The following is a 22622-nucleotide window of genomic DNA, read 5'->3' on the forward strand; positions in this document are numbered from 1 at the left end:
TGAACTGACGCGGCTGGATGGGTTATTTCTGACCGGCGATTTTAATATTTGCCAATCCGTCAGATTGATCATGATCATTGGATGGATCACGCGCCATGAGGTGATCGTTTGCTTTGGGTGCGGTTGGGTGTTTATTGTTGAAGTAAGTTGTGTAAATCTCGAAATGAGAAGACGCGCCATTATAAAACGAGCATTTGGTTTTGGCTTTTTCCATCCAGGTTTTTTTGGACAGGGCTGCTTCAAATTTTGAAACGTCGGCGGGTTTGGGCCAGGCGGCGTGCAGGATGCCGTGTAAATAGATTTTATAAGCCATGGTGTAAGACCAATGCTCTCCTTCTTCAATATATTTCGCGTAATCATCAGCGGTTTGAAACGCATTACTCTTCAGATCGGCAAACCTGGGATTATAGGCGTTGCAGCATTCAAAAATCAGGGTTTGCAAGGATTCTTCAACAGACAAACCGTTTCTGATTCTGATTTTACGAGTTTCTGGAAACCAGGTGCCTTTTGATGTCATGGATTTGTCAGTAAAGATGACAGTCAAGGCATGCATTTTGGCAAGCAGTGATACGAACAAGTGCACCGCCAGGGTGTTTTTTGAAATGAGCGCAATGATAGACTCTATCTTGGCGTCGTCCTGGTCTGGATAAGATATTTTCAATGCAGCGTTTGTGCCGAAGGAAACAATGATAGTCTTCATTTTATTTATATTTTATCTATGATAAAAATTGTATGTGTGTTCGCGCTGTATTGTACTGGTTCTTCATTAAGATTTCATTATGATGCTTATCTGGAGTCGTCACGAGTTGTGTGCTGCAAATGTTTGATTATAGAGGGATGTTATCGGCATGGCGGCAGCATCATACGGGCGGTAAGAGCTTGATCTGCAGTTTCCAGGGGAGCTTGTGTTTCTGGCCGCTGTTTGTGAAGCCATTGAAATAAAAGCGATTTAAATCAGCGAGAGGCGTATGAAGTCTGAAAATGGTATAATCAGTTATCATGATAAAGATAACGCAAGGTGAGGGGGGGAGGGCCGTGAATAAAAATCTCAAACAGCTTCTGGCAGCCGCGGCGATCTGTGCTTTGGGTGCGTTTCTGCTGACATCTTGTTATACCGTGAAGGGCGCATTCCAGGGTGCGGGAAAAGACGTGGCGGTATTAATGGGGCCGGATGAGGGAAGTCACAAAGCTTCCTCTAGTCACACGACGACGCGCCAGGGTGCCAAATCCAAAGCGACAGGCACACAGGGCGTGACAACGACTGCCAAGGTAAAGACTCAGTCTTCAACCACGCAGCCGGTGACCCAGCAGGCGACGCCAGCGGTTAAACCAGTATCACAACCTGCTGTGAGTTATTGATGACTGATTCCGAACGGCAAACGATGTGGTTATGCAATGCCATGTCAGAGAAGGAGGCGTTATGCTAGGCTGGGCCATCATGTTTCTGATCGTGGCGCTGATAGCGGGGCTGCTGGGATTTGGCGGGATAGCGGCTGTTTCCATAGAATTGGCAAAAATCATTTTCATCGTGTTTCTCATTTTTTTCTTCGTGTCCTTTATCTTGTTTATCACCGGCGCCAGCCTCGCCAGTTTATCCATGCTGTCCTGGGTTCTGACATTCCTGATACTCGCGATCATCGCGGGCGTATTAGGTTTTACAGGTGTCGCGGCAGCGGCGACCATGATTGCCAAAGTTCTTTTCTTCGTATTTGGCGCATTGTTCATATTTTCCCTGGTCATGCGCTTGTTCGGACAAAGACTGCCTTAGTCGGGGATGTTCAATATCATCAGACCAAGAGAATACTTGCGTTTTTAATCAAATTTTCGTAGTTTCCTAAACAAGCTCATATACCTGATTCAAGCAGGCTGTGGTGCTTGTACTATAAAAATGCCACCTTATTAATTGATAGAAGGAAGTCCAATGAATAAACACGCTGCCTCCGCGGCGATAGTGTTATTGTGCTGCACTGCTTCAGTTTATGCCGCTAACCCTGTCGATCTCAGAAACCAATCCCTATCTGTAATCCAGTCCATGGTCAAATCACCGGCTGCTCTTTGCGCTGACACTGACCCGTCTCAGCTTAAGCAGCTGTCCAGCGGCGCGGATTTTAACGGCACAAACCATATTCGCGTGCAACAGACATATCAGGGATACCCCGTCTGGAATGGCGATGCTGTTATTCATGTCCCTCATGGCGGAAGCGAAACCTTGATGACTTTGGCGCGCTCACGCAGAGCGGCTGAAACCAGCATGAATGGCGTGATTTATCAGGGATTGAAGGAAGATCTGGCCAATACTCCTGCTTATGTTTTCAATGACACGCAGGCGCAAAAGGTTTTGAGCCATATTATCGGGACTTATCTGGCGCAAGACCACGCCGAGAGAGTAATAAGCAATCAGAAAGCAGAATTGATGGTGTATCTGGATGAGAAAAACAAGGCGCATTGGGCGTATCAAGTGAGTTTTTTCGCGCAGCCCCGGTCCGGGACACCGGCCAAACCGACATTTGTCGTCGATGCGGCGTCTATGGAAATTTATCAGCAATGGAATGATCTGAAAACACAGACGGAAGCAAGACTGGACGATGTGAAGGGCGGCGGTGTGGGAGGCAACGGGCGTATAGGTAAAATCAGTTATGACGGACTGGCTGGTCATTATCCGACGCTGGATTTTCAGCGTGACAGCAATACAAAAATCTGCTATTTGCAAAATGCCGAGGTTAAGGTCGTTGATTCACGCAATGATAAAACTCCCCAATTCGCCTGTGACAAGCCCGATGCGCAGCATGGCAATCTATACTGGAATACCCTGAATGATGAAGCCAATGGGGGATATTCGCCAAATAATGATGCTGTATACAGCCGGAAAATTGTCGATGAGATGTATCAAAGCTGGTTTGGGGTGCCCATTCTTGTCAAAGATGGCAAGCCCATGCAAGTGCAAATGTTTGTGCACGACCCATATCAGGGACAGAATGCCTATTGGGAAGACGGCAAGATGGTGTTTGGCGAAGGCGATTCCGAATCCTATCCCGTCGTTGCTCCCAGCGTCGTGGCGCATGAGCTAAGCCACGGTTTCACCGAGCAGCATTCCAGGCTGGTATATTCGGGCCAGTCCGGCGGATTAAATGAATCTTTCTCCGATATGGCAGACAAGGCGGTTGAGTATTTTGTTTATGGCCAAAACAATTGGCAGATAGATCCAGAGCTGCTGAAAGACGGCGGCCGCCTGCTGCGCTGGATGGATGATCCAACGCAGGATTGTTACGGGAAAAAGCCTGGAAACAATTGTTCAATTGGCAATATGAGAGATTATAACCGTAACCTCAATGTACACTTCAGCAGCGGCATATTTAATCGGGCGTTCACACTTATCGCGTCGAAGTGGAACACAAAAAAGGCTTTTGAAGTAATGACACAGGCGAACATGCATTATTGGACCAGTAACACCAGTTTTGCCGATGCCGCTTGTGGTGTGATCAGCGCTGCAAAAGATTATGGCTATGACAAAGATACAATTTTGTACGCCATGAAGGAAGTGGGTGTTGATACCAGCCGTTGCGCTTGAAACAATGAAACATCCCGCCGCAGACACGGCGGGATGTGGTTCCGGCATTAAGAAACGGTTTCCGTTCGGAATAAGGAGAAAACCCATGAGACTATGTTTCGCGACAGTCTTGTTCATTGTTTCCATGAATGCTTTTGCCATATTTTGTCCATCCAATTTCAGCCAGGTTCGCCCAGGCGATACTATCGATCAAGTGTTGGAGTTGTGCGGCAAACCCGATTCACAAAACAGTTATAATAAAACAGCCAGTCTGTCTGAAGAATGGAGTTACTATGTCAAATCTGATGCGAATGACAAGACTACTTCCAAAATGACGGTGGTGTTTTCCAGCGATAAAGTCATCAATATCAATGTCGTTGTGCCGCGTGCGCTTGAACAAGGACTCATTGCCGCACCCAATGGAAAGCATGCACCAGTGGTGGGCGTCATTATTAATGATGGTCAGACACCCCAAAACGTCGCTTCCACCAGGGTCTGCGGATCATTGATCAGTATAGGCGACAGCGTGCAACAGGTTGAGAGCGCTTGCGGAAAACCCGCGGCTGTCAGGCAAAACCAACCGCCAGGCGCGCCAGCTGATGCCACCATTATTACCGAATTAAAATATGGCGGCACTACACCTGCCACCCTGCTTTTTGAAAACGGCATATTGATAGACAGAGTATAATCCTGTCAGGTCAGATGAGGTGGATGTCATTTCCACACTTATGCCTGCATTTCAGCCCGCCGCATCGCATGCCAGCAATAACCAAACCGGCCCCCGGCCAGCGTTCCTGCTAAGTCAGGCGATACCCGCGCCGCCCGCCAGGGCGGCCGGCGTTTTCACGCAAACAGATGATATCATTCGAACTATTTCTTCCGTTAGCCTTCCGTATCAGCGGCTATACTTTAATTAAGACCATTATAAAACGGGGAGCGGGAGGATTGTTTATGAGTAATGAAAAAGCGCTTGAGGAGTGGCAGGAAGCAGTGCAAGTCATTGCCGAAGCATTGAAAAGCGTCAAGGAGGATACCAAAAACAAAGGCTATGACTATGCGGTGATTGGCAGCGGTGCATATGTATTGCATGGTGTCAAATTTGAAGATCCTAATGACAACCCTGCGGATATTGACATTACCACAACGAGTCCCAGGGCCACACGCAATGCTATTATGGCTTTGCAAGAATCGGGCGAGATCAGTGTCAAGGAAGATCCTAAAAGTTCATTGGCTGTGAGTAAATTCCATATAACATTCAAGAATGGGAAATCCTATGAGTTTGAATTCACTCACGCAGAGGATTTTGGATTCAATTCAGCCTCGCTGGCGACCAAAAATAATGTGCAAGTGACTTCGCTGATGGAAACTCTCTTGTCAATTTATCTGCGGCCGGAACACAGAATCAAGGATCTCATCGCTTTTAGGGATTTAATCAAGAATAACGCAGATGTGCTGCAGGCTCAGTTAAGTTCGTCACAACAATTGAACCCGTCTTTCAAGGCGGCCGTCAATACCATGCTGGCGATTTTTGCAGATCCGGTCAAAGCAAGTGATCCGCAGTTGGTGGACGGGACTGTAGCCAAGATATTGCCGCGGCTGGGCGTGAAAAAGGCGCATAATATGGAACCCAAAGTCTCCGTGACTTCACAAACTCTTTTCGCGCATCAAGCGAGGACTATGCCTTCTGCGCCGCCGCGAATTTCAGACCGTCCGACTGCGACCCGAGCGCCGACATCATCCATGACGCCCGAGCAGCGGCAGCAACGGCGGCTGGAGAGACTGAAGGAGGCTGAAAAAAAGCTGAAGGAGCGTGAACAGGAACATGAACCGCCAAAGGGTTATCGCACCTGACCTCAGGCATGAATTGATTGCACACTACACAAGATTACACAAGCTTGGGGTTGCCGCTGGTGTCGTGATTTTTAGCCGCGCTTTTTTCCGCGCCATCCTCTGACGATGGTTTGAATAATTGTTGTTTATGCTGCGCTGCCAAAGGTGTTTTGCGGTAGAGATGGAGGGTCTTGTGCAGCAACTCGACCTGTTCCACGGGCATGAAAATCACTGGAAACGCCCTGCCGCTGTCGTTTGCTTCGGCAATCTGTCTATGCTGGAATCCTGGCGATTGCTGCAGGTGGTTGACTATGAATTTATAAAAACTCGAATTTTGCGGGAAGCGGATGCCGACCGCCTTGCGGTTGAAACTGTCCGATGCCATTCTGACCATGACATCCTCATTAAACATTTCATTTAAATAGTCCTGGTATTCAAAGATGCTTTTTCCGTCTATGAGCTTTTGGCTGCGGTAATGATCATCCAGGCACAAGACCATTCTGTATTCAGGCCAGGGCTGCAGTTCATCAGCGCTGCGTTTATCTTCCACAATTTCACTGTTTTCGTAATCGAGAATTCGCGTGGCAAGCTGATGAATCACACCATCCGGACCGCGGCAAAAGCCCCCGTCTGGAAAATCCGGTCTTTGCACGTCATCGGGTATCCTGTCGCTGCGATTAATCAGAATGGGTATGATATTCGTGGCGATATTTCTTGGTTCGCTATCGAGAGGCGCAATGCGTGAATTGGTATCGCCAATGATGACAGCATGTTCATCCTGTTCCAGCAATCTTCGAAAATCCGCTTCCATTTCATGCGGGAAAGGATCATAGATGCCCCACACATTGTGTACGGCAACATATTTATCGTCGTTAACATCCTTGAAACGCAGCGAACGGATTCTTCTTTTTTCATCCAGTTTCGCGTCATCCGGATTTTCCACTTTGAGTCTTTCGCCATTAAAGCAGGTAATCAGCCCCGATCTTTCGTCAGCGACAATTCTCCAGGCGGCGGGCAGTCTTGACTTTAAAAATGGAACAATGAGTTTGGCTGTGGCTTCCTGCAGGACAATCACATCGGCGTGATGCTTTGCCCGGGCTTCCGCCAGTCCTTTGACAATTCTTCCATATCGGGACATGGCGTCGCTTTCATTTTCCCATCCTCCCTGTTTATGGAATCCGCTCATGGGTGTGCCAGGGCCCAGAATATTCAGCGATAAGAGATTGAGCGGTAATTTGTCAGGGCCGAAATCAGCATAGGCAAGAATAAGCAGATGATCGGAATAAACCGCCATAGGGTTTTTGCCTGCTTCAGCAAGAGTGGGAAACAAAGGATGCCGTCTTGAGTCGGATCCGCGATTTGAACTTCGCATAAGGTCATCTTCACGGTATTATTGATCAATTATAAGATAAAATGACAAATAAACAATCAATCGCATTATATTCCATTATTTCAACGAATTGAATGCTTGAGATGTCAGCGGTTTGACTTGAAAATCGCCCGGCCAGAGAACGGCAGGGTCATAGCGAGTTGGGTCTTTTTGACGGCTTGTCCCGGTAGCGATACAGCTGATATTGAGACACGGTTGTGTCGTAGGTCTCGGGATGTTCGATCATCGTGCCTAGAAAGCGCAATGCTTCATAAGACAGTTGGGTGATATGGCTGCGTGACAGCCTGGAGTAAGTGGTTAATGCGTCGGGATATTGCTCTCGATTGCTGGCTTTAAGCTGCAACAGCTTGATTTCTTCCACTGATTTTTCCAGTGCCCTTCTGTCACCGCTCAATGCGCATTCTATGATGGCGTATAATTCCGTCAGATATGACTGCTTATCCGTGCCGGTTTTCATCCTGAATGTGTCCCGCTCGTTCAATGTTTCATCGTCTGAATTCATCAGATGTTCAATCGCCCGTTGATTATATATTTCGATTCTTTGCAGGATTTTGATCAAAATGCCAAGATTAAAGGGAGGCGGAATCTGGTTGAGTACTGCAAATGCATTCAGCTTTTCGCATAATTCAAGGTCGTGCAGATTACTGTTAACGAGCGCTTTGAGCAATGTATCCACGTCGATTACTTCGCTGTCGTTCAAGACATGATGGATTTTTTTCTGGTCGGCTTCATCCATTTTGCTGACTGTGAAGGTGATCAGGCCGGATATGCCTTTTCCGCGATGAAACTCATGCATGATGATATCCAGCATGCATAGCATCAAGTAAACGGGTTTGCTTGCCGGGCGCGGCCCGTCCGGGCCGCAGTCAGAACGCGCGGCGTGAAGTGTTTTCAAATCCGTATTCTCGGCTGACAGCAGCATTTCGGGGATATATTCCAGATTCACGGCGATTTCAAACCGGCTTTTGGCGGCGATATCCACTGACACAAGCGCCTGATAAAAAAGATTGTAAGCGGCGTCCGCCGGCTGTTTGAGAATGACTTCACACTCATGGAATTTATCCGCGAATGAAAGAATGGCTGACTCCGGAGGGAGAGCATGATCATCGATGGCTTGCATCAAGACATTCAGCGCGGCTGCCTTTTTGAGGTGAATCTCCAGCTGCGGAAACTGACGCGAGAAAGAGGCGAGTTTTGACGCTGTATCGCGCAAGCCTGATTGTATTCTTTCGTATATATCAAATAAACCTGATTCGCCAGACAGTGAGTCCGTGTCAGAGCCATAATATGTCTTAAAGAGCTGCGAATCATTCAGAAGACATTTTTTTATTTCATCGTGCAGTGAGATCAGGTAACGCACACAAGCGCGGTGTATTATTTCGCGAATGAGCAGGGACGGGTGGGCAGCCAGGAAATTCAATTCTCGCTCATCTTCACAGGGAACAGAATCGTACAGGCTGACAAAAGCCGCACAAATTTCCCTGGCGGATTGGCTGTCAGACAAGGCTTGGCCAATCGTTTCCGCTGTCTTAATCAAATCAGAGCCGGACAGGAACATGAGTTTGTCCGCAGTCAGGGTGGTGCTGGCTTCCTCTTCATTGTTATCCTGCTGTCTGCTCAATTGAGTGCAATAAGTGATGGCTGATCCCAGCATGATCAGTGCGTAATTTTCCGCGCAGCCATTGCTGCCATAAATAAAGTTATTCAAGTCGCAGAGTTTTCCAATTTTTTCAGTCAGCGCGGCGGGATCTATATTCGTGCCCGACTCCCGGATTTTCTCCGTGCATTTTAAAATGACAGTAATCAGAATGGGTAACGCATCATCCGCAGTGACAGGTTTGATTTTGACACTGCCTCGCGTCCTGCTCTGGATTTCGGTTTGAGCCGCATTCCAGGCGGAAGTAATGTGGTATTTCAGCAGATAATCCAGTTGACTCATCAATTTGACATATTTGATGATGTCAGGGATGTGATGAAACCTCAGGCCTCCCAGGCAGCCGCTATACAGCTGTGTCTTCATGCTTTTCAGGAACCCATTAAAGTCCCTGGGGCAAGCCTCTTTGATTAACTGGTTGACGAGGATGATTTCCCTGTGTGTAAAATCTATAAATACCGATTTCATGGCATAGAGAAGAGGCAGCACGGATCCTGTGCGAACGGGATCTTCATTTTTCCTGTCTGACAACATGTTATTTACCTTTATCGTCTGGCATGCCTGATGACCACAGATGTTGTATGACCAATATAAGGCTTTCAGTGCCCACACATCAGGATAACCGGCGCAGGGCTTTTCATGCAAGAGAGCAGGATTCGGGAAGGATTGAGCTATTTGATATTTTGGATGGCTTTTTCACCCCATTCGCGCAAGGCGATCAGGATGGGTTCCAGACTCAAGCCCAGTTCAGAAAGTGAATATTCGACTTTAGGCGGCACCTGGGGATAAACCTTTCGAATAATTACACAGTCGTTTTCCAGTTCGCGTAATTGCAGGGTCAGTACACGCTGCGAAACATCCGGGATCAGCCGTTTTAATTCATTGAAACGTTTCACGCCGCCAAGCAAATGAAACAGAATCACGCCTTTCCATTTGTTGCCAATCACATCCAGAGCCGCTTCCACCGGGCAGCGTTGCTGGCAATCATCAAAGCGGTCTTTTTGCGGGGTTTTCATGTGACAAATCTCTAGCTTACTTTTTTGTAACTATATAACAATTCTGTGCGTACTTATATTAATTGAATATATCGCTATAATCCACCATGCATATTAACTGTCATAAAAAACAATCATGTGGAGGTAAGGAATGCGAGCTCAAGTCATCCGTCATTTTGGAGATACTTCAGTTTTTACCATGGCCGAACTGGCCAGGCCTGAAATCAGGCCGGGTCATGTATTGGTCAGGGTGCACGCAACCAGCGTCAATCCCGTGGATTTCAAAATCCGGTCAGGATTGCTGCCGCAGATAGCCCCGGAATTTCCGGCGGTTTTGCACGGTGATTTTGCCGGCGTCATTGAAGAAGTAGGTGCGGGCGTGACTGAGTTTAAAGTCGGCGACGCGGTTTTTGGCTGTGCGGGAGGGGTCAAGGGTGAGGGAGGGGCGTTAGCTGAATTCATGCTGGTGGATGCGGATCTCATCGCTAAAAAACCAGTATCATTGAACATGGCTGAAGCTGCGGCTTTGCCTTTGGTTACTCTTACAGCGTGGGAAGCGTTATTCGAAAAAATCAGACTGAAACCGGGGCAGACCATATTGATTCACGCAGGAACAGGCGGAGTGGGACATGTGGCGATCCAGCTGGCAGCCTGGGCTGGCGCCAAGGTTTGTACCACTGTTTCTTCTGATGAAAAAGCAGCTGTTGCTAGATCGCTGGGTGCGTCCGAAGTGATTAATTACCGCAATGAGTCTGTGCAGGATTATGTGGAGCGGTTGACCGGCGGCAAGGGATTCGAGGTGGTGCTGGATACGGTTGGCGGTGAGAATATCGATAAATCGATGGCGGCGGTTGCGTTGTATGGCAGTATTGTTTCCATACAGACGCTCTCAACACATGATCTTGGCGGACTCTTGCTGAAATCAGCCAGTCTGCATGTGGTATTCATGCTGTTGCCCATGCTTCATCATCATGAGCGCAAACGTCATGGCGCCATTTTACGTCAAGCGGCGGATTTGGCTGATCTTGGCAGGCTTAAACCGCTTATTGATCCAAGAAGGTTTTCACTGGAGGAAGTGTCCAAATCACATGCCCTGCTGGAATCGGGTCATGCGTTGGGCAAAGTTGTCATTCAACTCTCATGAAAGATTAAATATTGAGAGCGTGTATTGAGTTGTGTCAGTTCAATACACGTTCTCAGGAATCAGCTTATTCCAGGTATCCGACTTGCAGTCCCAGCGCCACACCGGCAATGGATCTGGCTGTATTGAGATTGCCAAAACCGATAACGCCGATTCCCACATAAGGGGTTGGTATCAGGAATAGTTTCAATTCCAGTGGTATTCCTATCGTATTAGTGGTTTTAACGTGCCGGTCCGGGACAAAAAGTCCGCCTTTGTGATGATCGTATTGTGCGAAACCCAATCCCGCCGAGCCAGAGATGTAGGCGTATTTGCCTTTAGCAATCAAGCCATACATCAAGCCCGCATCAGTAAACCGGCTTCCATCAAATAGTAATTGATGGGTTTGCAAAAACCGCGCGCTCAATATTTGATGTTCAGACAGGCGGTAGTTGCCGCTGATTAACACTGTCGGTCCGGCCAGACTGGTGCCATCGCCGCCCGCGCCCAGACCGAGATTGAGCCACCCCTGGCTGGAGACTGCAGAAGGCTTGTTTATGGATTCTCTGCTAGCTGGTTTTTCATCAGCCATGGCTGGTGAAGACAAGAGAAGCAATAGAGAGATAATTGATTTAACAGGAAAACCGGATGATATTTTCATTTTCTAATCACTCATCTTATAAGTATTATTATATTCAGGGATATTCAGGGCGGTATCATCTCGTAATGCCGGGCGGCAGTCAAAGAAAAATTACCGCATGGGAAACGTGGCAAGAAAGAATAATGAGACAAGACAAAATAAAATGATGCGCGGCTGATTGTGTGATTGTTACGTTTTATTTTTCCTGTCGTTCAATTGACTGATTTCCTTGCGTGCTTCCTCGATATCAGGCAATAAATCCTGCCTGTGTTGTTCCGCGGCTTCCGCGAGAAGCAAAGAATATTTATGTTTGGCTGCCTTGATCACGTTGCCGGCCAGTTCAAGATCACTGAGCGCGGCTTTCTTCTGTTCAATGGCATCCAGCTTTTTGTGATATTCCAGCAGCTCACTATTCATGGCGATATGTTTCTCGCCCTGATTTATCAGATTTTGAATCGATGTGTTCAGCAATAAATATTTCATGGCGTTTTTATAGGCAGGATCGGCGCTGGTTTTTTGGCTGCTCATTAACAATGCAAGCAAAAGATTGGCGGTTTTATTAATGCTGACGTTGATATTCTCTCTGATGATCACGGCGATATCGTGGCATAATATCTTGATGCCGTTGGCGGTATCGATATTTTCGCGTTTGTCAAAATCAGCCCAACGCAAAAAACCGTTCAATTTCTTGTTGAGAGTATTGGTTACCGCATGAATCCATTTTAATTCATACGCATCAATTTCAGTTTGCTTTCCCTGTTCATCAATGACAAGTAATACCTTGCTGTGAGGGCGTTGATGCTGGCGGTTGCCGGAGTCTTTGACCGAGGTAATGCGGTGTGTGATGTTAACGGAATGATCTTTTGTGTTATGTTCATACTGTTCATGAACAACGAATTTGTTTGCGATGACATCAATGAATATATGATATTTGCTAAAAAGCCTTTTCTGCAGTTTTTTTGCGAATCCCACCCCTTCGCACACGCTCATGACCAGGGTTAATCGCGGTGACAAATGCGGATCTTTAAACTTTGCATCGATTAATATTTTTGCCAGATAGGCTGCGACATCTTTTACATCATATATTTTTGCGTCACCTGTTCTTCTATCCGTCACGCACCAGTCAATTTCTTCGCTGCCATGTGCTGAAAAATAGACTTTGCTTGTATTCGATACGCGGCGAGGGAGTAACTTGGGATCGGAAGTCTTGCCAATATCAGCCCCCTCCGGAATTTTGATCAATTCAACAGGTTTTTTGTGAATAACCAGTGCGCTGGCTTGTGACAGCACCTGATCCTGGGTCAAATTGATATAAATAATGTTGTCAAATCTTGATCTGGACATGGCCGTCTACCTTTTTGCCTGAATATCATGGCCTTATTGAGGAAGCCGGCATATTGCCTGGCCGGTCAGTTTTTCTAAGTATAGTTCAAAAATTTCGCGAGAATGACTGCTCCTGATATCATTACTGTCTGAATATGCGGGAATCCATTATCTATGCTACACGGATAAAGCCGGATATAATTGACATATATCATCTTGAGCTTCACAAACAGGCAGTAATGGAAAACGGATTTTTTCAAAAATGAATACTGGTACCGGCCGGAAAGCAGCTTTCCCGCACTCAGTCCCTGGTTTTGTCAGGCATTTTTTCCATCCTTATCGCTATTATTTCACGGTGATGCTGCTGATCAATTTTTTTGTCTCGCTTTACATTTCGGTTCAGCCTTATGTATTGAAAACGTTACTGGATGCCGCCACTCCGCTGCTGGGAAGCGACAAATTAATCAGGGGCGCGCTGTGGCCTGCCGTGTTGCTGGTCTCTTTGACCATACTCAATAACCTGGCATGGCGCCTGAACAATTATGTCACGCTAAAATCACTGCCGGCGTTGAAAGCCGATATTATTGATGAAACCTCTGATTATACGCACGGCCATTCATTCAGGTTTTTTCAAGATCATCTGAGCGGCTCCGTCAGCAACAGGATAGTGGATCTCGCTAATAATACGGATTTATTGATTTTGAATTGCCGCAGCCTGTTTCAGGATTTCCTGACCATTCTGACGGCTATTGTCATCTCATCCGTAGTCAGCCCGTATTTTTCATTGGTTTTTCTGATCTGGACGCTTTTTTTTATCCGTGCCGCATTTTACTTCAGCAAATCCATCACGCCGTTTTCCAGAGCTTTTGCCGAGAGCCGCAGCCAGGCGGTCGGCAATGTGGTGGACAGCTTCGCAAACGCGGTCAATGTCATTCTGTTTTCGCGCCGAATCCATGAAAAAAACTATTTGCGCGTGTCTCTGGATGAAATGGCAAGCAAAGATGTCTTGCTGCAAAGCAGGCTCATGCGTTACGCATTTATCATGAGTACCCTGACGGTTTCAGTACAAGCGGTCATTATTGCATTGTTACTCTATTTGGGAAAAGAGGGCTTTTTAACGATCGGGGATTTCGCGCTCATTTTCATGCTGACTCTCAGCGTTCTTGATCATGTGTGGCATTTTACGGAATCCTTATTCAAGGTTGCCGAGCAATTCGGAGTTTTTAATCAGGCGCTGCAATTTCTTTCTATCAGGCATGAAATTATCGATCAGGATAACGCAGCGCCGCTTAATATATCACAGGGAAAAATTGAATTTTCTCACGTCAAATTTTTTTATAATGAAAATCAGCGCTTATTTGAAGACAAGACATTGGTTATCAATGGGCGTGAAAAGGTCGGGCTGGTAGGGTATTCCGGAAGCGGGAAGAGCAGTTTTGTCAATTTGATCACTCGGATTTTTGATGTTGAACAAGGTGATATTTTTATTGATGGTCAATCCATTTATTCCGTCACCTTGAACAGTCTGCGCGAAAATATCGCATTCATACCCCAGGATCCGGCGCTGTTTCATCGCAGTCTGATGGATAATATCCGCTACGGTAACCTCGGCGCGACCGATGATGAAGTGATAGAAGCGGCCAAAAAGGCTCATGTTCATGAGTTTGCGGCCGAATTTCCCCTGCGATATCAAACGTTAGTGGGTGAAAGAGGCGTAAAACTCTCGGGCGGGCAGCGCCAGCGCATCGCGATCGCGTGCGCCATATTGAAAAATGCTCCCATCCTTATTATGGATGAGGCGACCAGTTCGCTGGATTCTGTCACGGAGTCTCTGATACAAGAATCCTTGAAATACGCGATGACAAGCAAGACCGTCATTATCATCGCCCACCGCTTGTCTACCATCAAGGCCATGGACCGCATTCTGGTTTTTGATAAAGGCAAAGTCATGGAGGAGGGCACTCATGAAGCATTATTAAAGCGCGGAGTCATTTACAATCAATTATGGAAAAGACAACACGGATTTCTATCCAGCTCACTCTAATGCGCAATGGCTTTGCGCCCGTTTGTGATTCTCCGGTGATCATCATTCTCAGTTATTGCCAACCCGCATGAGCGGGAAAAGGCAATTTCAATTAATTCATTAAATACAGTCGCTTGAATTAATTCTCAGGCAGGAAGGCCTGCCCATAATTTGAACTATACTTAATAAAGACCCGAGAGTTAAAAGCGAGGATTTTTTGCATGCAACGAAAGCGCGCTGAATCCAAATCCAGCAAAAAATCTGCCAAAGATCAATTTAATGATGTGTTATCAAAGAATCCTGCCGCAGTGGAAGAAATCATTTATCAGTATATTGATATGATGCAAATTCACTATGATGAAGGCGATCCCGAAAGACGCAAGGCCAAGGTCATGGATGCGATCCAGCCAATATTCCATCAAATGTTTGGAAACGACATTTCAATCAAGAACCTGGGCGGTGAGAATAATCTGAACCTGCTTGTGGCGTATAAAGGCGAAGAATTTGTCATTCAAATCGGTACGCAGCGTGAACCCAGTCTGACCGCAGTAGATCAACTGGGCAAGGTAAGAGAGAACAAGTGGGTGGCTCAGCGTTATGCTGTTCATGTATTTGCGAATGACGCTGGAAACAGAAAAAGTGAAACGTTAAAAGAAATGACCCTGGATGCGAGTACCAAACCTATAGGGTTTATGACACTTGTTGAAAAGCTGGGCTCGTCCCTGTCAAAAGAGTTAAAGAAAAGTCAGGATGAAAAGCCCAAGGTCATGTTCGATTCCACCAAGGAAATTGAATTCGCCAAGACTGTGGGCTTGCAACTGCGAGAAATATTTCTGTCCCTGCAAGATAAAAACATGATATGGACAGACTGCAAGCCTGGAAATCTGCTGGCGCGTGAAAACAGTGATGGCAGCTTTCAAATAGTCGTCGCGGATACAAAAGCTATTCTTCCAGCGGATCAATTGCCGATAGGAATACGTTCAAAGACCATGAATTGCACCGGCTTAATGACAGAGTCCTATATGTCAACGCAAGGGTTCGATAAGCTGGCATCAGCAGTGAATCCTACCGCTGCAGATGTCCTGAAAATAATGGAGAAAGAATACAGTTATCAAATGGCGGTCATCTTGTATTACTCGGCGACCGGCAAGGAAATTTTCAGCAAGGGAGAGGCTAAGGACACGACATTTGATTTTTCGCATCCCATGTTTAAAACGGAACAAGGCCAGCGACTGGAGCTCATCATCAAGGAATTAAGCAAGCCAAATCCCGATGAGCGCATGGATTATAATACCGCCGCGCGTCTGATGGCGGTTATGGATAACAAGCAGGCCTTTGAAGCGGTGATGAGGAAGTTTCATGCTCCCGGTTTTTCTGATCCCGCGCTGCACGCGCCAGCTCAGACTTCCACGACAGGAACGGCGAATATTATGGTGGCTCTGGCGGCTGCCAGGGAACCCGATTTAAGTGCGACAACCGGGCCCAGGTCTGAAGCCAGAAATGAAGCGGCCAAGATGCTAAGAAGGGCAACCAGCCGATCGGCCATTGTCAGAAAACCCGCTGTCTCTGATGCGGCGACTGTTTCCACTGAAAAAAAGACTTCCGTGGAGACGTCTGCCAAATTAACCCAGGCTCAAGGCCAAACTCAAGGTGTAACCAGCGACGATGCCAAGCCTTCTTCGCCGTCGCCCGGGAGAAGCCAATAGAAAGCCCCTGTTCTGATGCAAACTCATTCGATCATGAGGCGCGCGGCTTGTAATTCTTAAGCCGCGTTGCGCATGTGTCTGGAAGATCATTACAGCCATGACTGTTTTCGGCGCAAGGGGTTTATTGCGTCTGTATTGGTGGTCGATTCGGCTGGCTAACCGCGTCTGGAAAAGGAAGGAGTATAGTTGTCCTGTTCTTCATCCTGCGGCCTGTTTTTGCCAAACTTGGGCCCGGCGAGTATTTGCTGTGTTGGCAGCACGGCGAACATGGCGGGAGGTTTGGTCAGCGAAGGCAGCACATCCATGACAAGAGGATTCGCATTCAGGTTTTTACTGAATAGCCGGAGAGACAAGTCATTATTATAAAACAGCTGCTCTGCCAGGGGCTTGTTATTGTTCTGTAAAAGCTTCACGGTGGAATCAATGAGGCGCATCAATTCTCTTTTATCCATGGATCCCAGGTCAGAAATGTGATTGGCATCCAGGATTTCCCTATATTTCTTGAATACGGCGAACGGACCTGTTTCCGCTTGGGTGTGGAAAGTCGCAAACGCGGCTTGCATGCCAGGATTGCTAGTGACTTGATTGGCCAGTCCCGGGTTGGGCTGTAAAACTTGCGCTGCGGACGGCGCCGGTGGTGAAGCCAATTGCGGCACAGTCAATTGTCTGCCGCTGGCGAGTGTCACGGCAGGCCCTAATTGTGCGGAAACCTGATTGCTGAAGTTAGCCGTAAGATTCTGGTGGTGGCGAGCAAGCTGGGTTGCTGTCATGGATGATTGAGATATGGCCAGCAAATCATTCAGCTCAATCTGCAGCGATGTCTTGATTTCAGATGCTTGCGCAGGATGGGTATCAAAGATGGCAGGCGTTACTGACGGTTGGGCTGTCAGATGGTCTGTCCGGTCTCTTCTTTCCTGGTCAGCTGACGCTTCCCGGGCAAGAGCGAGATATTCTTCCTGCATGGTATTTTCAACGAAACGAATGAACGCATATTCATTCATGGCAGAATTGATCTGGCATTCCGCGTACAGCTTGGAAACCCAGCTGTTTGGATCTTTCAGCAGTTCCTGAATGTCGGCGGCTGAAAGAGGGAGTCCGCGTTCGCTTTTTTCTTGAGCTCTCATAAGTTATTCATCTCATTGAAGTCATATCAGATTTCTACAGATTGTATAGTATTTACATTAAAATAGAATTAAAAAATAGAGGCTTTTTTTCGCCATCCGCGGGCCGACAGGGAAAAATCAGTTTAAGTAATTGAATTAATATAAAATTCATATGCTTCTAATAAATCCATGAGCGTAATCTTCTTCTAACCTGCCGTTACCGCCACTCTCGGCATAGTGCGGCAGTGCCGTCTCGAAGGATTGTTCACCCCTCTCGTCATTCCCGCTTTACCGGACACTTCTGCAGCATGGTGCGGCTCTGAGGGTGCGTAAGAGAGTATCATACCGTTTTATCATGGGTTCTGACGGCAGTGAGCATGCAATGTTTTTGTCCTAAGGTCTCGGCATACCCGGCGGCGCAATCAAATGCCTTGTCCTGAACAGAATCCGCAATCGTTTTGATATTGATCCGGACATCGTGGCTTTTGAAAAGCGCGGAAACGACAGGATCAGAAAAGATAGCCATCATTTCATTAAAACTGTGATACCCATGATACCAGGAGCAGGCAAACCAACCGGACAGGATTTGATTTACATCGGATTCCAAGGCCGGGTCGCCATGATTTTGTTCCATATATTTACCCAGCATAAAAATAAGCGTGTATCCGCTTCCGGAAATGGAATTGACAAAGGGAACATCCGGCGTGCTGGAGGAAAATCCGCGCGGTTTGGCTGATAGGGTGAACAAATCCGGAATACGGTCAGTTTCAGCGGCACGCCTGTCATCCTGCGGCAGCTGCGACACGGATCGCATAATACCGGGGCATAGGCTGGGCAGGGAAGATTGGCCGGCAATTTTTCCGCCGCGATCTTTTGATCCATATAATTCCGAGGTAGCCCTGAAGGCATCATGTTGACGCAGCAGTTCCCTGTTTTCATCGGCAATGATACGCATGCAAGAGAAGACTTCATTCACTGACGATATGGAGCCAACGAGCTGGGGTACTGTGATCTTTAATCCCGAAGGGATGAATTGCAGGATAAATACTCCGAACCTGCCAACACTGGAGAAGATTTGCGTGCTCATGTTTTCTGCCAGAAGGCGAGCTGCTTTCGCTTCAAAATATCTTCGGCTCTCATTTTTTAACGGATTGTCATGCAGACAGGATGATTTGTTCATGATTTCGGCAAACAAGAGAGAATTTGTTTTCTTGACATGCTGCCGGCAAAGAGAGGTTATCAACAATTTTGCACTATGATATTGGTGCGTCAAATATAAATGCTTGATCGCGCGTATGTGTTCGCACTGATTTCCCAGACGTTCAGCGAGAATGCTTGTGACAAGCAATATATAGTCGGAAGAGTCCAGCGCGGGAGATTGCAGCGCGGCGACACAGCTTTTGACTCGTGAATTGGTGAACATAATCTTATCCAGGGATTTTTTACTTTTCTGTGCCCGGGCCAGAAACGCTGCCGCGTTTTCATAATGCGTGTCGTAATCTGCTTCATGCAGGCTGGGCGGCCGTCGTTTGGGCTCATGCGGGATCCAGGTTTTGACAGTCAGCAATGACAAGTCAACGCCTTGTTTGGCTAATACTTCCAGAAACAGAATCAGCTGATAGGCGCGCGTGCTGTAATGCCCGGTGGTATTTTCAATGATCCAGCCGTATTTTTCATCATGGATGAAGGATCCGGCGAATGGCACATCCGAACCCTGGCATAAAGACGAATGGCTGACGCCAATGATTCCCTTCTGTTCGCTTTCAGCGCTGTCAGCGGCATCAAGACAGCCTGGCACCGACCTGACTTTGGGATGAATATAGATTTTCCCCTGGTAAAGCGCAACGCAGTTTTGATGGCCTGCCTTTTTCAGCAGATTTCCGCCGTTGCTGACGATGTTTCCGTCCGCCGTGAAAGAACTTTGCCTGATGTCAAGTTCATGATGTTGAAGGTTCGCGGCCGAAAAATAACGGATGATCCTGATGTTCGCGCGTGCCAGATGAGCGAGCTTGTCTTTTGCGGACAGATGTTCGAAATCAAGGATCTTGCTGTTAGACAGGTATTTCTGGAACTTGGTGTAATCGGATTCAAAAATTGCCAGGGCATTTCCTTCGCTGTCAGTTAGATTTAGAAAGCGGATGCTGAATAATTCCGGCCAATAACGTTTATTCAAGGAAATGGAGTGAAGTTTTTGCTGCGGTCTGATGCGCATATGCGAGCGGTCCTTTATGTCCTCGTGAGTGTTTTAATATTAACCATTTGAAATCATGACATTTTTTTGATAAAAACGCGCATACTATAGCAAAGCAACCTTATGAAAGTATTAGGAGAGGCTGCTGCGTGACGGCGATAGCAGTCTATGATTTTTGATACAAAGCAAACCTGAGTGAGGATGAGTATGAATACCCAGCGGTCGGATCTGGAAGTTGTTAGAATGCCAGTGGATGAGTTTCACAAAGTCACCCGTGAGTTTCATGAAAACATGAACCGGTTCGTGGATGCAGTGGAAGAACTAATGGATGAGCTTCCCCAAAGCGAGACAGATCAACTGGATGCATTTTTAAGACCGTATCGTGTGCTGAGAGGCAATCCTTTCGAGGAGCTGGACACGTCTGGCGATGTGCAAGAGTCAATACAAGGAATCTCCGATATCATCAATTCCGGCGAGGAAGACAGTGCGTTCATGGTGACATGGCGCGCAATTCTCGCGGCGGAGACCCGGCAAGTCGCCTTCAAGGCTTTTTTCGCAGACTTGAAAAAAAATCATCCTGACTTGTATGCCAGGCTGGAAAATGCATTTCAGAAACCGGATCCGAGAGGGGGTGAAGGCAAATTTATCACGGAGGCGCCGGAATCATTTATTGCCAGGCCTTACCAGCAATCGATGCGGTATTCGATGATATTAGGCGAAATCAAAAGGATTCTGGATAAAAACACCCTGCAGGATGAGCAGGTGGAATCAGCGATATCCCTGCTTAAAGATCTGGAGATAGAATTCAATATTCCCACATTGAAAGATTTCAGACAGCTTATTGCAACACTGGTGGGCAAGCTGGAAAAGTTCGCGCGCGAACACAAGCTCAGCGAACAGCAAGCCGGTGTTATTAAAAAAACGGTCAGGGAATTACAGGCGCTGCCCGGCCCAGCGGATGAATACAGGCGGGCTGGCGACGAAATCAAGAAAATAAATGCCAAGATACAAAAAATACAATCAGATATCGATCTTATGGACGTCGATTCTGAGGCTGAAGGAAACGAATCCGGTGATGAGGCAAGTGAGAAGAAGAAATTTGCTTCCACCATATCCAGACTGGAAAAAGAACAAGCCAGGCTGAACCGGAGAAAAGCGGATCTGGAGCAGCATAAAACCGCTTTGAAAGCTTCATCAACGTCATTAAAAAATATTCAGCACACAATCAAAAACAATCTGAATGTGGAAAAGAGAGGGCGATTTGCTTCTCTCTTCTCCTCCAGTCCGTTGACCAAGGCTTCCAGGATAATGGATGACACGGTTAAAAAAAGTGCCCTGAACCGGGAAGTCAATCGCATGGGTGAAGAACGATGGAGCAAAAAGATAGAAGCTGCGCGTAAGGAGGAAGAAAAGAGAATGCACAGACCAGGAAGGGTTTGATGAACCAAGATATCATAATGTGTCTAGCCCAGAGGCTTGCTTTTGCAGAATTCCTTATTAAATTAAACAGTTAAGTGCGTGAACATGATTGCGGATGATGGGTCGTCAAACTGCATTCATGATAAAAGCAAACCATGGCTCAGCCATTGCGTGGCCGTGATATAATTAAATATATGAATTCAAAACGGATGAAAGTCATCATCATAGATGCAGCACGCTAAAAGGGAAACAGGCATGTTTCATAATCCGCTTGATAACCGCTCACTCTATAATGTCTATGATTTTGCCATGCGATCGCTGCAGCCTTATTCTGATTATTGCATGAATATGGCGAAGCGATTTAAAAGAATGGCCGATTCGCTTGATCTGCCAGTGAATATTCCCTATCTTTCAGACAGGGAAAAGGAAATGTATTCGGAATGTCAACGGCTTGCAGCCAGTCAATACAGGAAAATGGCGGGCTATTTGTATGTCTACCGTATGTTCACCAATATATACGACAAGCCGGGTTTCGATATCAACGAAGTGAAAGTCGGTGATGCATATGTTGATGTGACAGAGGAAATTGTAGACAGAAAGAGTTTTTGCAATCTTTTGCATTTTAAAAAACTTAATGACGATCAAAACATTATGCCTAAAATGCTTTTGGTTGCGCCCATGTCGGGGCATCATGCGACTTTGCTGCGCGATACGGTTGCGAGCATGCTGCCATATTATGACGTCTATATTACTGACTGGAAAAATGCACGGGACGTTCCCTTGATTGAGGGATCATTTGATCTGGATGAATATATTCAATATGTGATTTCATTCTTACGCTTATTGGGGCCCGATCTTAACGTCATGGCTGTCTGTCAGCCAACTGTTCCCGTGCTGGCGGCGCTCGCCCTGATGTCTACTGCAAACGATCCCAAAGTGCCGCGCACCGTGTCATTGCTTGGCGGACCTATAGATACGAGTCAGTCACCGACGTCTGTCAATGAGCTTGCCACCTCTAGAGGCGACGATTGGTTTCAACAGAATGTCATCTCTATCGTGCCCGGACGATTCCCTGGCGCCATGAGGCTGGTCTATCCCGGTTTTATGCAGCTTGCAGGTTTTATGAGTATGAATTTGCAGCGACATTTTGAATCTCTGCAGAAGGCGATAGATGACTTTTCTGAAAATAATCGAGAGAGCGCATTCAAGACGGTCAAATTCTACCTCGAATATTTTTCAACTATGGACTTGACCGCTGAATTTTATATGCAGACTATCAATACCGTGTTTCAGGAGCGATTATTATCGACGGGCCGCTATAAATCACGCGGTCATAATGTCAGACTGCAAGATATCAGGAATACGGCGATTCTGGCGATTGAGGGCGGGCGTGACGATATTACAGGCATGGGTCAGACCAAGTCCGTGCTTGAACTTTGCAAGAGCCTGCCGGATTCAATGAAAAAATATTTCCTGGCTGAAACGGTGGGACACTATGGTTTGTTCAGTGGGAGCAAGTTTCGCAAGATGATTATCCCTGAAATTCAAGCTTTCACTGAGAAGCACGGTCACCGTCTTTCTGGTAAAAATCATTCTGGACAGACAAGAAAAACTACCAAAGAAAAAGTATAATCATGGAATGAGAGAAACCAGGCATAAGCGGGGATTCACACGCGGATTA

General features: G+C 46.8%; 18 protein-coding genes. 10 read left to right on the top strand and 8 right to left on the bottom strand.

Annotated elements, in window-relative coordinates:
* Positions 1-22: 22 nt before the first annotated feature.
* Positions 23-700, bottom strand: coding sequence for a hypothetical protein (locus AQULUS_RS03970; RefSeq protein WP_148338810.1), 678 nt, complete (start codon positions 698-700; stop codon positions 23-25).
* A 335-nt stretch (positions 701-1035) separates the two neighbouring features.
* Between AQULUS_RS03970 and AQULUS_RS03975 the strand changes: the two genes are divergently transcribed.
* The 5 genes from AQULUS_RS03975 to AQULUS_RS04000 all read left to right on the top strand — a co-directional run bounded on the left by AQULUS_RS03975 (position 1036) and on the right by AQULUS_RS04000 (position 5398).
* Positions 1036-1359, top strand: a complete 324-nt coding sequence (locus tag AQULUS_RS03975; protein WP_148338811.1) for a hypothetical protein — start codon at positions 1036-1038, stop codon at positions 1357-1359.
* Positions 1360-1420: 61 nt separating this feature from the next.
* Positions 1421-1768 (top strand): DUF1328 domain-containing protein, encoded by a 348-nt coding sequence (locus AQULUS_RS13210; protein ID WP_456298082.1) that lies wholly within the window; start codon positions 1421-1423, stop codon positions 1766-1768.
* A gap of 153 nt (positions 1769-1921) precedes the next feature.
* Entirely contained in the window at positions 1922-3568 is a 1647-nt protein-coding gene (locus tag AQULUS_RS03990) for a M4 family metallopeptidase (RefSeq protein ID WP_148338812.1), read from the top strand.
* An 85-nt stretch (positions 3569-3653) separates the two neighbouring features.
* Positions 3654-4235: an outer membrane protein assembly factor BamE domain-containing protein gene (bamE, locus tag AQULUS_RS03995; RefSeq protein WP_172622726.1), complete on the top strand. Its 582-nt coding sequence runs from the start codon at positions 3654-3656 to the stop codon at positions 4233-4235.
* Positions 4236-4498: 263 nt separating this feature from the next.
* The gene (locus tag AQULUS_RS04000) at positions 4499-5398 is read left to right on the top strand and encodes an ATP-binding cassette domain-containing protein (protein ID WP_148338814.1); all 900 of its coding nucleotides are present in this window, start codon (positions 4499-4501) and stop codon (positions 5396-5398) included.
* Between the two features lie 34 nt (positions 5399-5432).
* On the opposite strand, the gene AQULUS_RS04005 is transcribed toward AQULUS_RS04000, so the two are convergent.
* The 3 genes from AQULUS_RS04005 to AQULUS_RS04015 form a co-directional block, all read right to left on the bottom strand.
* Positions 5433-6749: an endonuclease/exonuclease/phosphatase family protein gene (locus AQULUS_RS04005; protein WP_148338815.1), complete on the bottom strand. Its 1317-nt coding sequence runs from the start codon at positions 6747-6749 to the stop codon at positions 5433-5435.
* A 148-nt stretch (positions 6750-6897) separates the two neighbouring features.
* The gene (locus AQULUS_RS04010) at positions 6898-8955 is read right to left on the bottom strand and encodes a hypothetical protein (protein WP_148338816.1); all 2058 of its coding nucleotides are present in this window, start codon (positions 8953-8955) and stop codon (positions 6898-6900) included.
* Positions 8956-9092: 137 nt separating this feature from the next.
* Positions 9093-9437 (bottom strand): winged helix-turn-helix transcriptional regulator, encoded by a 345-nt coding sequence (locus tag AQULUS_RS04015; RefSeq protein WP_148338817.1) that lies wholly within the window; start codon positions 9435-9437, stop codon positions 9093-9095.
* A gap of 130 nt (positions 9438-9567) precedes the next feature.
* Here AQULUS_RS04015 and AQULUS_RS04020 point away from each other — a divergent pair, with 130 nt between their 5' ends.
* Positions 9568-10560: a zinc-dependent alcohol dehydrogenase family protein gene (locus tag AQULUS_RS04020; protein WP_148338818.1), complete on the top strand. Its 993-nt coding sequence runs from the start codon at positions 9568-9570 to the stop codon at positions 10558-10560.
* A gap of 64 nt (positions 10561-10624) precedes the next feature.
* On the opposite strand, the gene AQULUS_RS04025 is transcribed toward AQULUS_RS04020, so the two are convergent.
* Together AQULUS_RS04025 and AQULUS_RS04030 are read right to left on the bottom strand one after the other, a co-directional pair.
* On the bottom strand, positions 10625-11197 hold the full coding sequence (locus tag AQULUS_RS04025) for a hypothetical protein (protein WP_148338819.1): 573 nt from the start codon (positions 11195-11197) through the stop codon (positions 10625-10627).
* Between the two features lie 168 nt (positions 11198-11365).
* The gene (locus AQULUS_RS04030) at positions 11366-12520 is read right to left on the bottom strand and encodes a hypothetical protein (protein ID WP_148338820.1); all 1155 of its coding nucleotides are present in this window, start codon (positions 12518-12520) and stop codon (positions 11366-11368) included.
* A 241-nt stretch (positions 12521-12761) separates the two neighbouring features.
* On the opposite strand from AQULUS_RS04030, the gene AQULUS_RS04035 reads away from it, so the two are divergent.
* Together AQULUS_RS04035 and AQULUS_RS04040 are read left to right on the top strand one after the other, a co-directional pair.
* A complete protein-coding gene (locus AQULUS_RS04035; protein WP_148338821.1) occupies positions 12762-14543 on the top strand; it encodes an ABC transporter ATP-binding protein in 1782 nt (593 codons plus the stop codon).
* A 200-nt stretch (positions 14544-14743) separates the two neighbouring features.
* On the top strand, positions 14744-16228 hold the full coding sequence (locus AQULUS_RS04040) for a serine/threonine-protein kinase (protein ID WP_148338822.1): 1485 nt from the start codon (positions 14744-14746) through the stop codon (positions 16226-16228).
* A gap of 155 nt (positions 16229-16383) precedes the next feature.
* On the opposite strand, the gene AQULUS_RS04045 is transcribed toward AQULUS_RS04040, so the two are convergent.
* Positions 16384-17352 carry a hypothetical protein gene (locus AQULUS_RS04045; RefSeq protein WP_148338823.1) on the bottom strand — a complete coding sequence of 323 codons (969 nt, stop codon included), beginning with the start codon at positions 17350-17352 and terminating at the stop codon, positions 16384-16386.
* A gap of 319 nt (positions 17353-17671) precedes the next feature.
* Positions 17672-19543, bottom strand: coding sequence for a hypothetical protein (locus tag AQULUS_RS04050; RefSeq protein WP_148338824.1), 1872 nt, complete (start codon positions 19541-19543; stop codon positions 17672-17674).
* 186 nt (positions 19544-19729) lie between these two features.
* Here AQULUS_RS04050 and AQULUS_RS04055 point away from each other — a divergent pair, with 186 nt between their 5' ends.
* A complete protein-coding gene (locus AQULUS_RS04055) occupies positions 19730-20962 on the top strand; it encodes a hypothetical protein (RefSeq protein ID WP_148338825.1) in 1233 nt (410 codons plus the stop codon).
* Between the two features lie 234 nt (positions 20963-21196).
* Positions 21197-22573, top strand: a complete 1377-nt coding sequence (gene phaZ / locus AQULUS_RS04060; protein ID WP_148338826.1) for a polyhydroxyalkanoate depolymerase — start codon at positions 21197-21199, stop codon at positions 22571-22573.
* Positions 22574-22622 lie beyond the last annotated feature (49 nt).

Source organism: Aquicella siphonis (genome assembly GCF_902459485.1).
Taxonomy (GTDB): domain Bacteria; phylum Pseudomonadota; class Gammaproteobacteria; order DSM-16500; family DSM-16500; genus Aquicella; species Aquicella siphonis.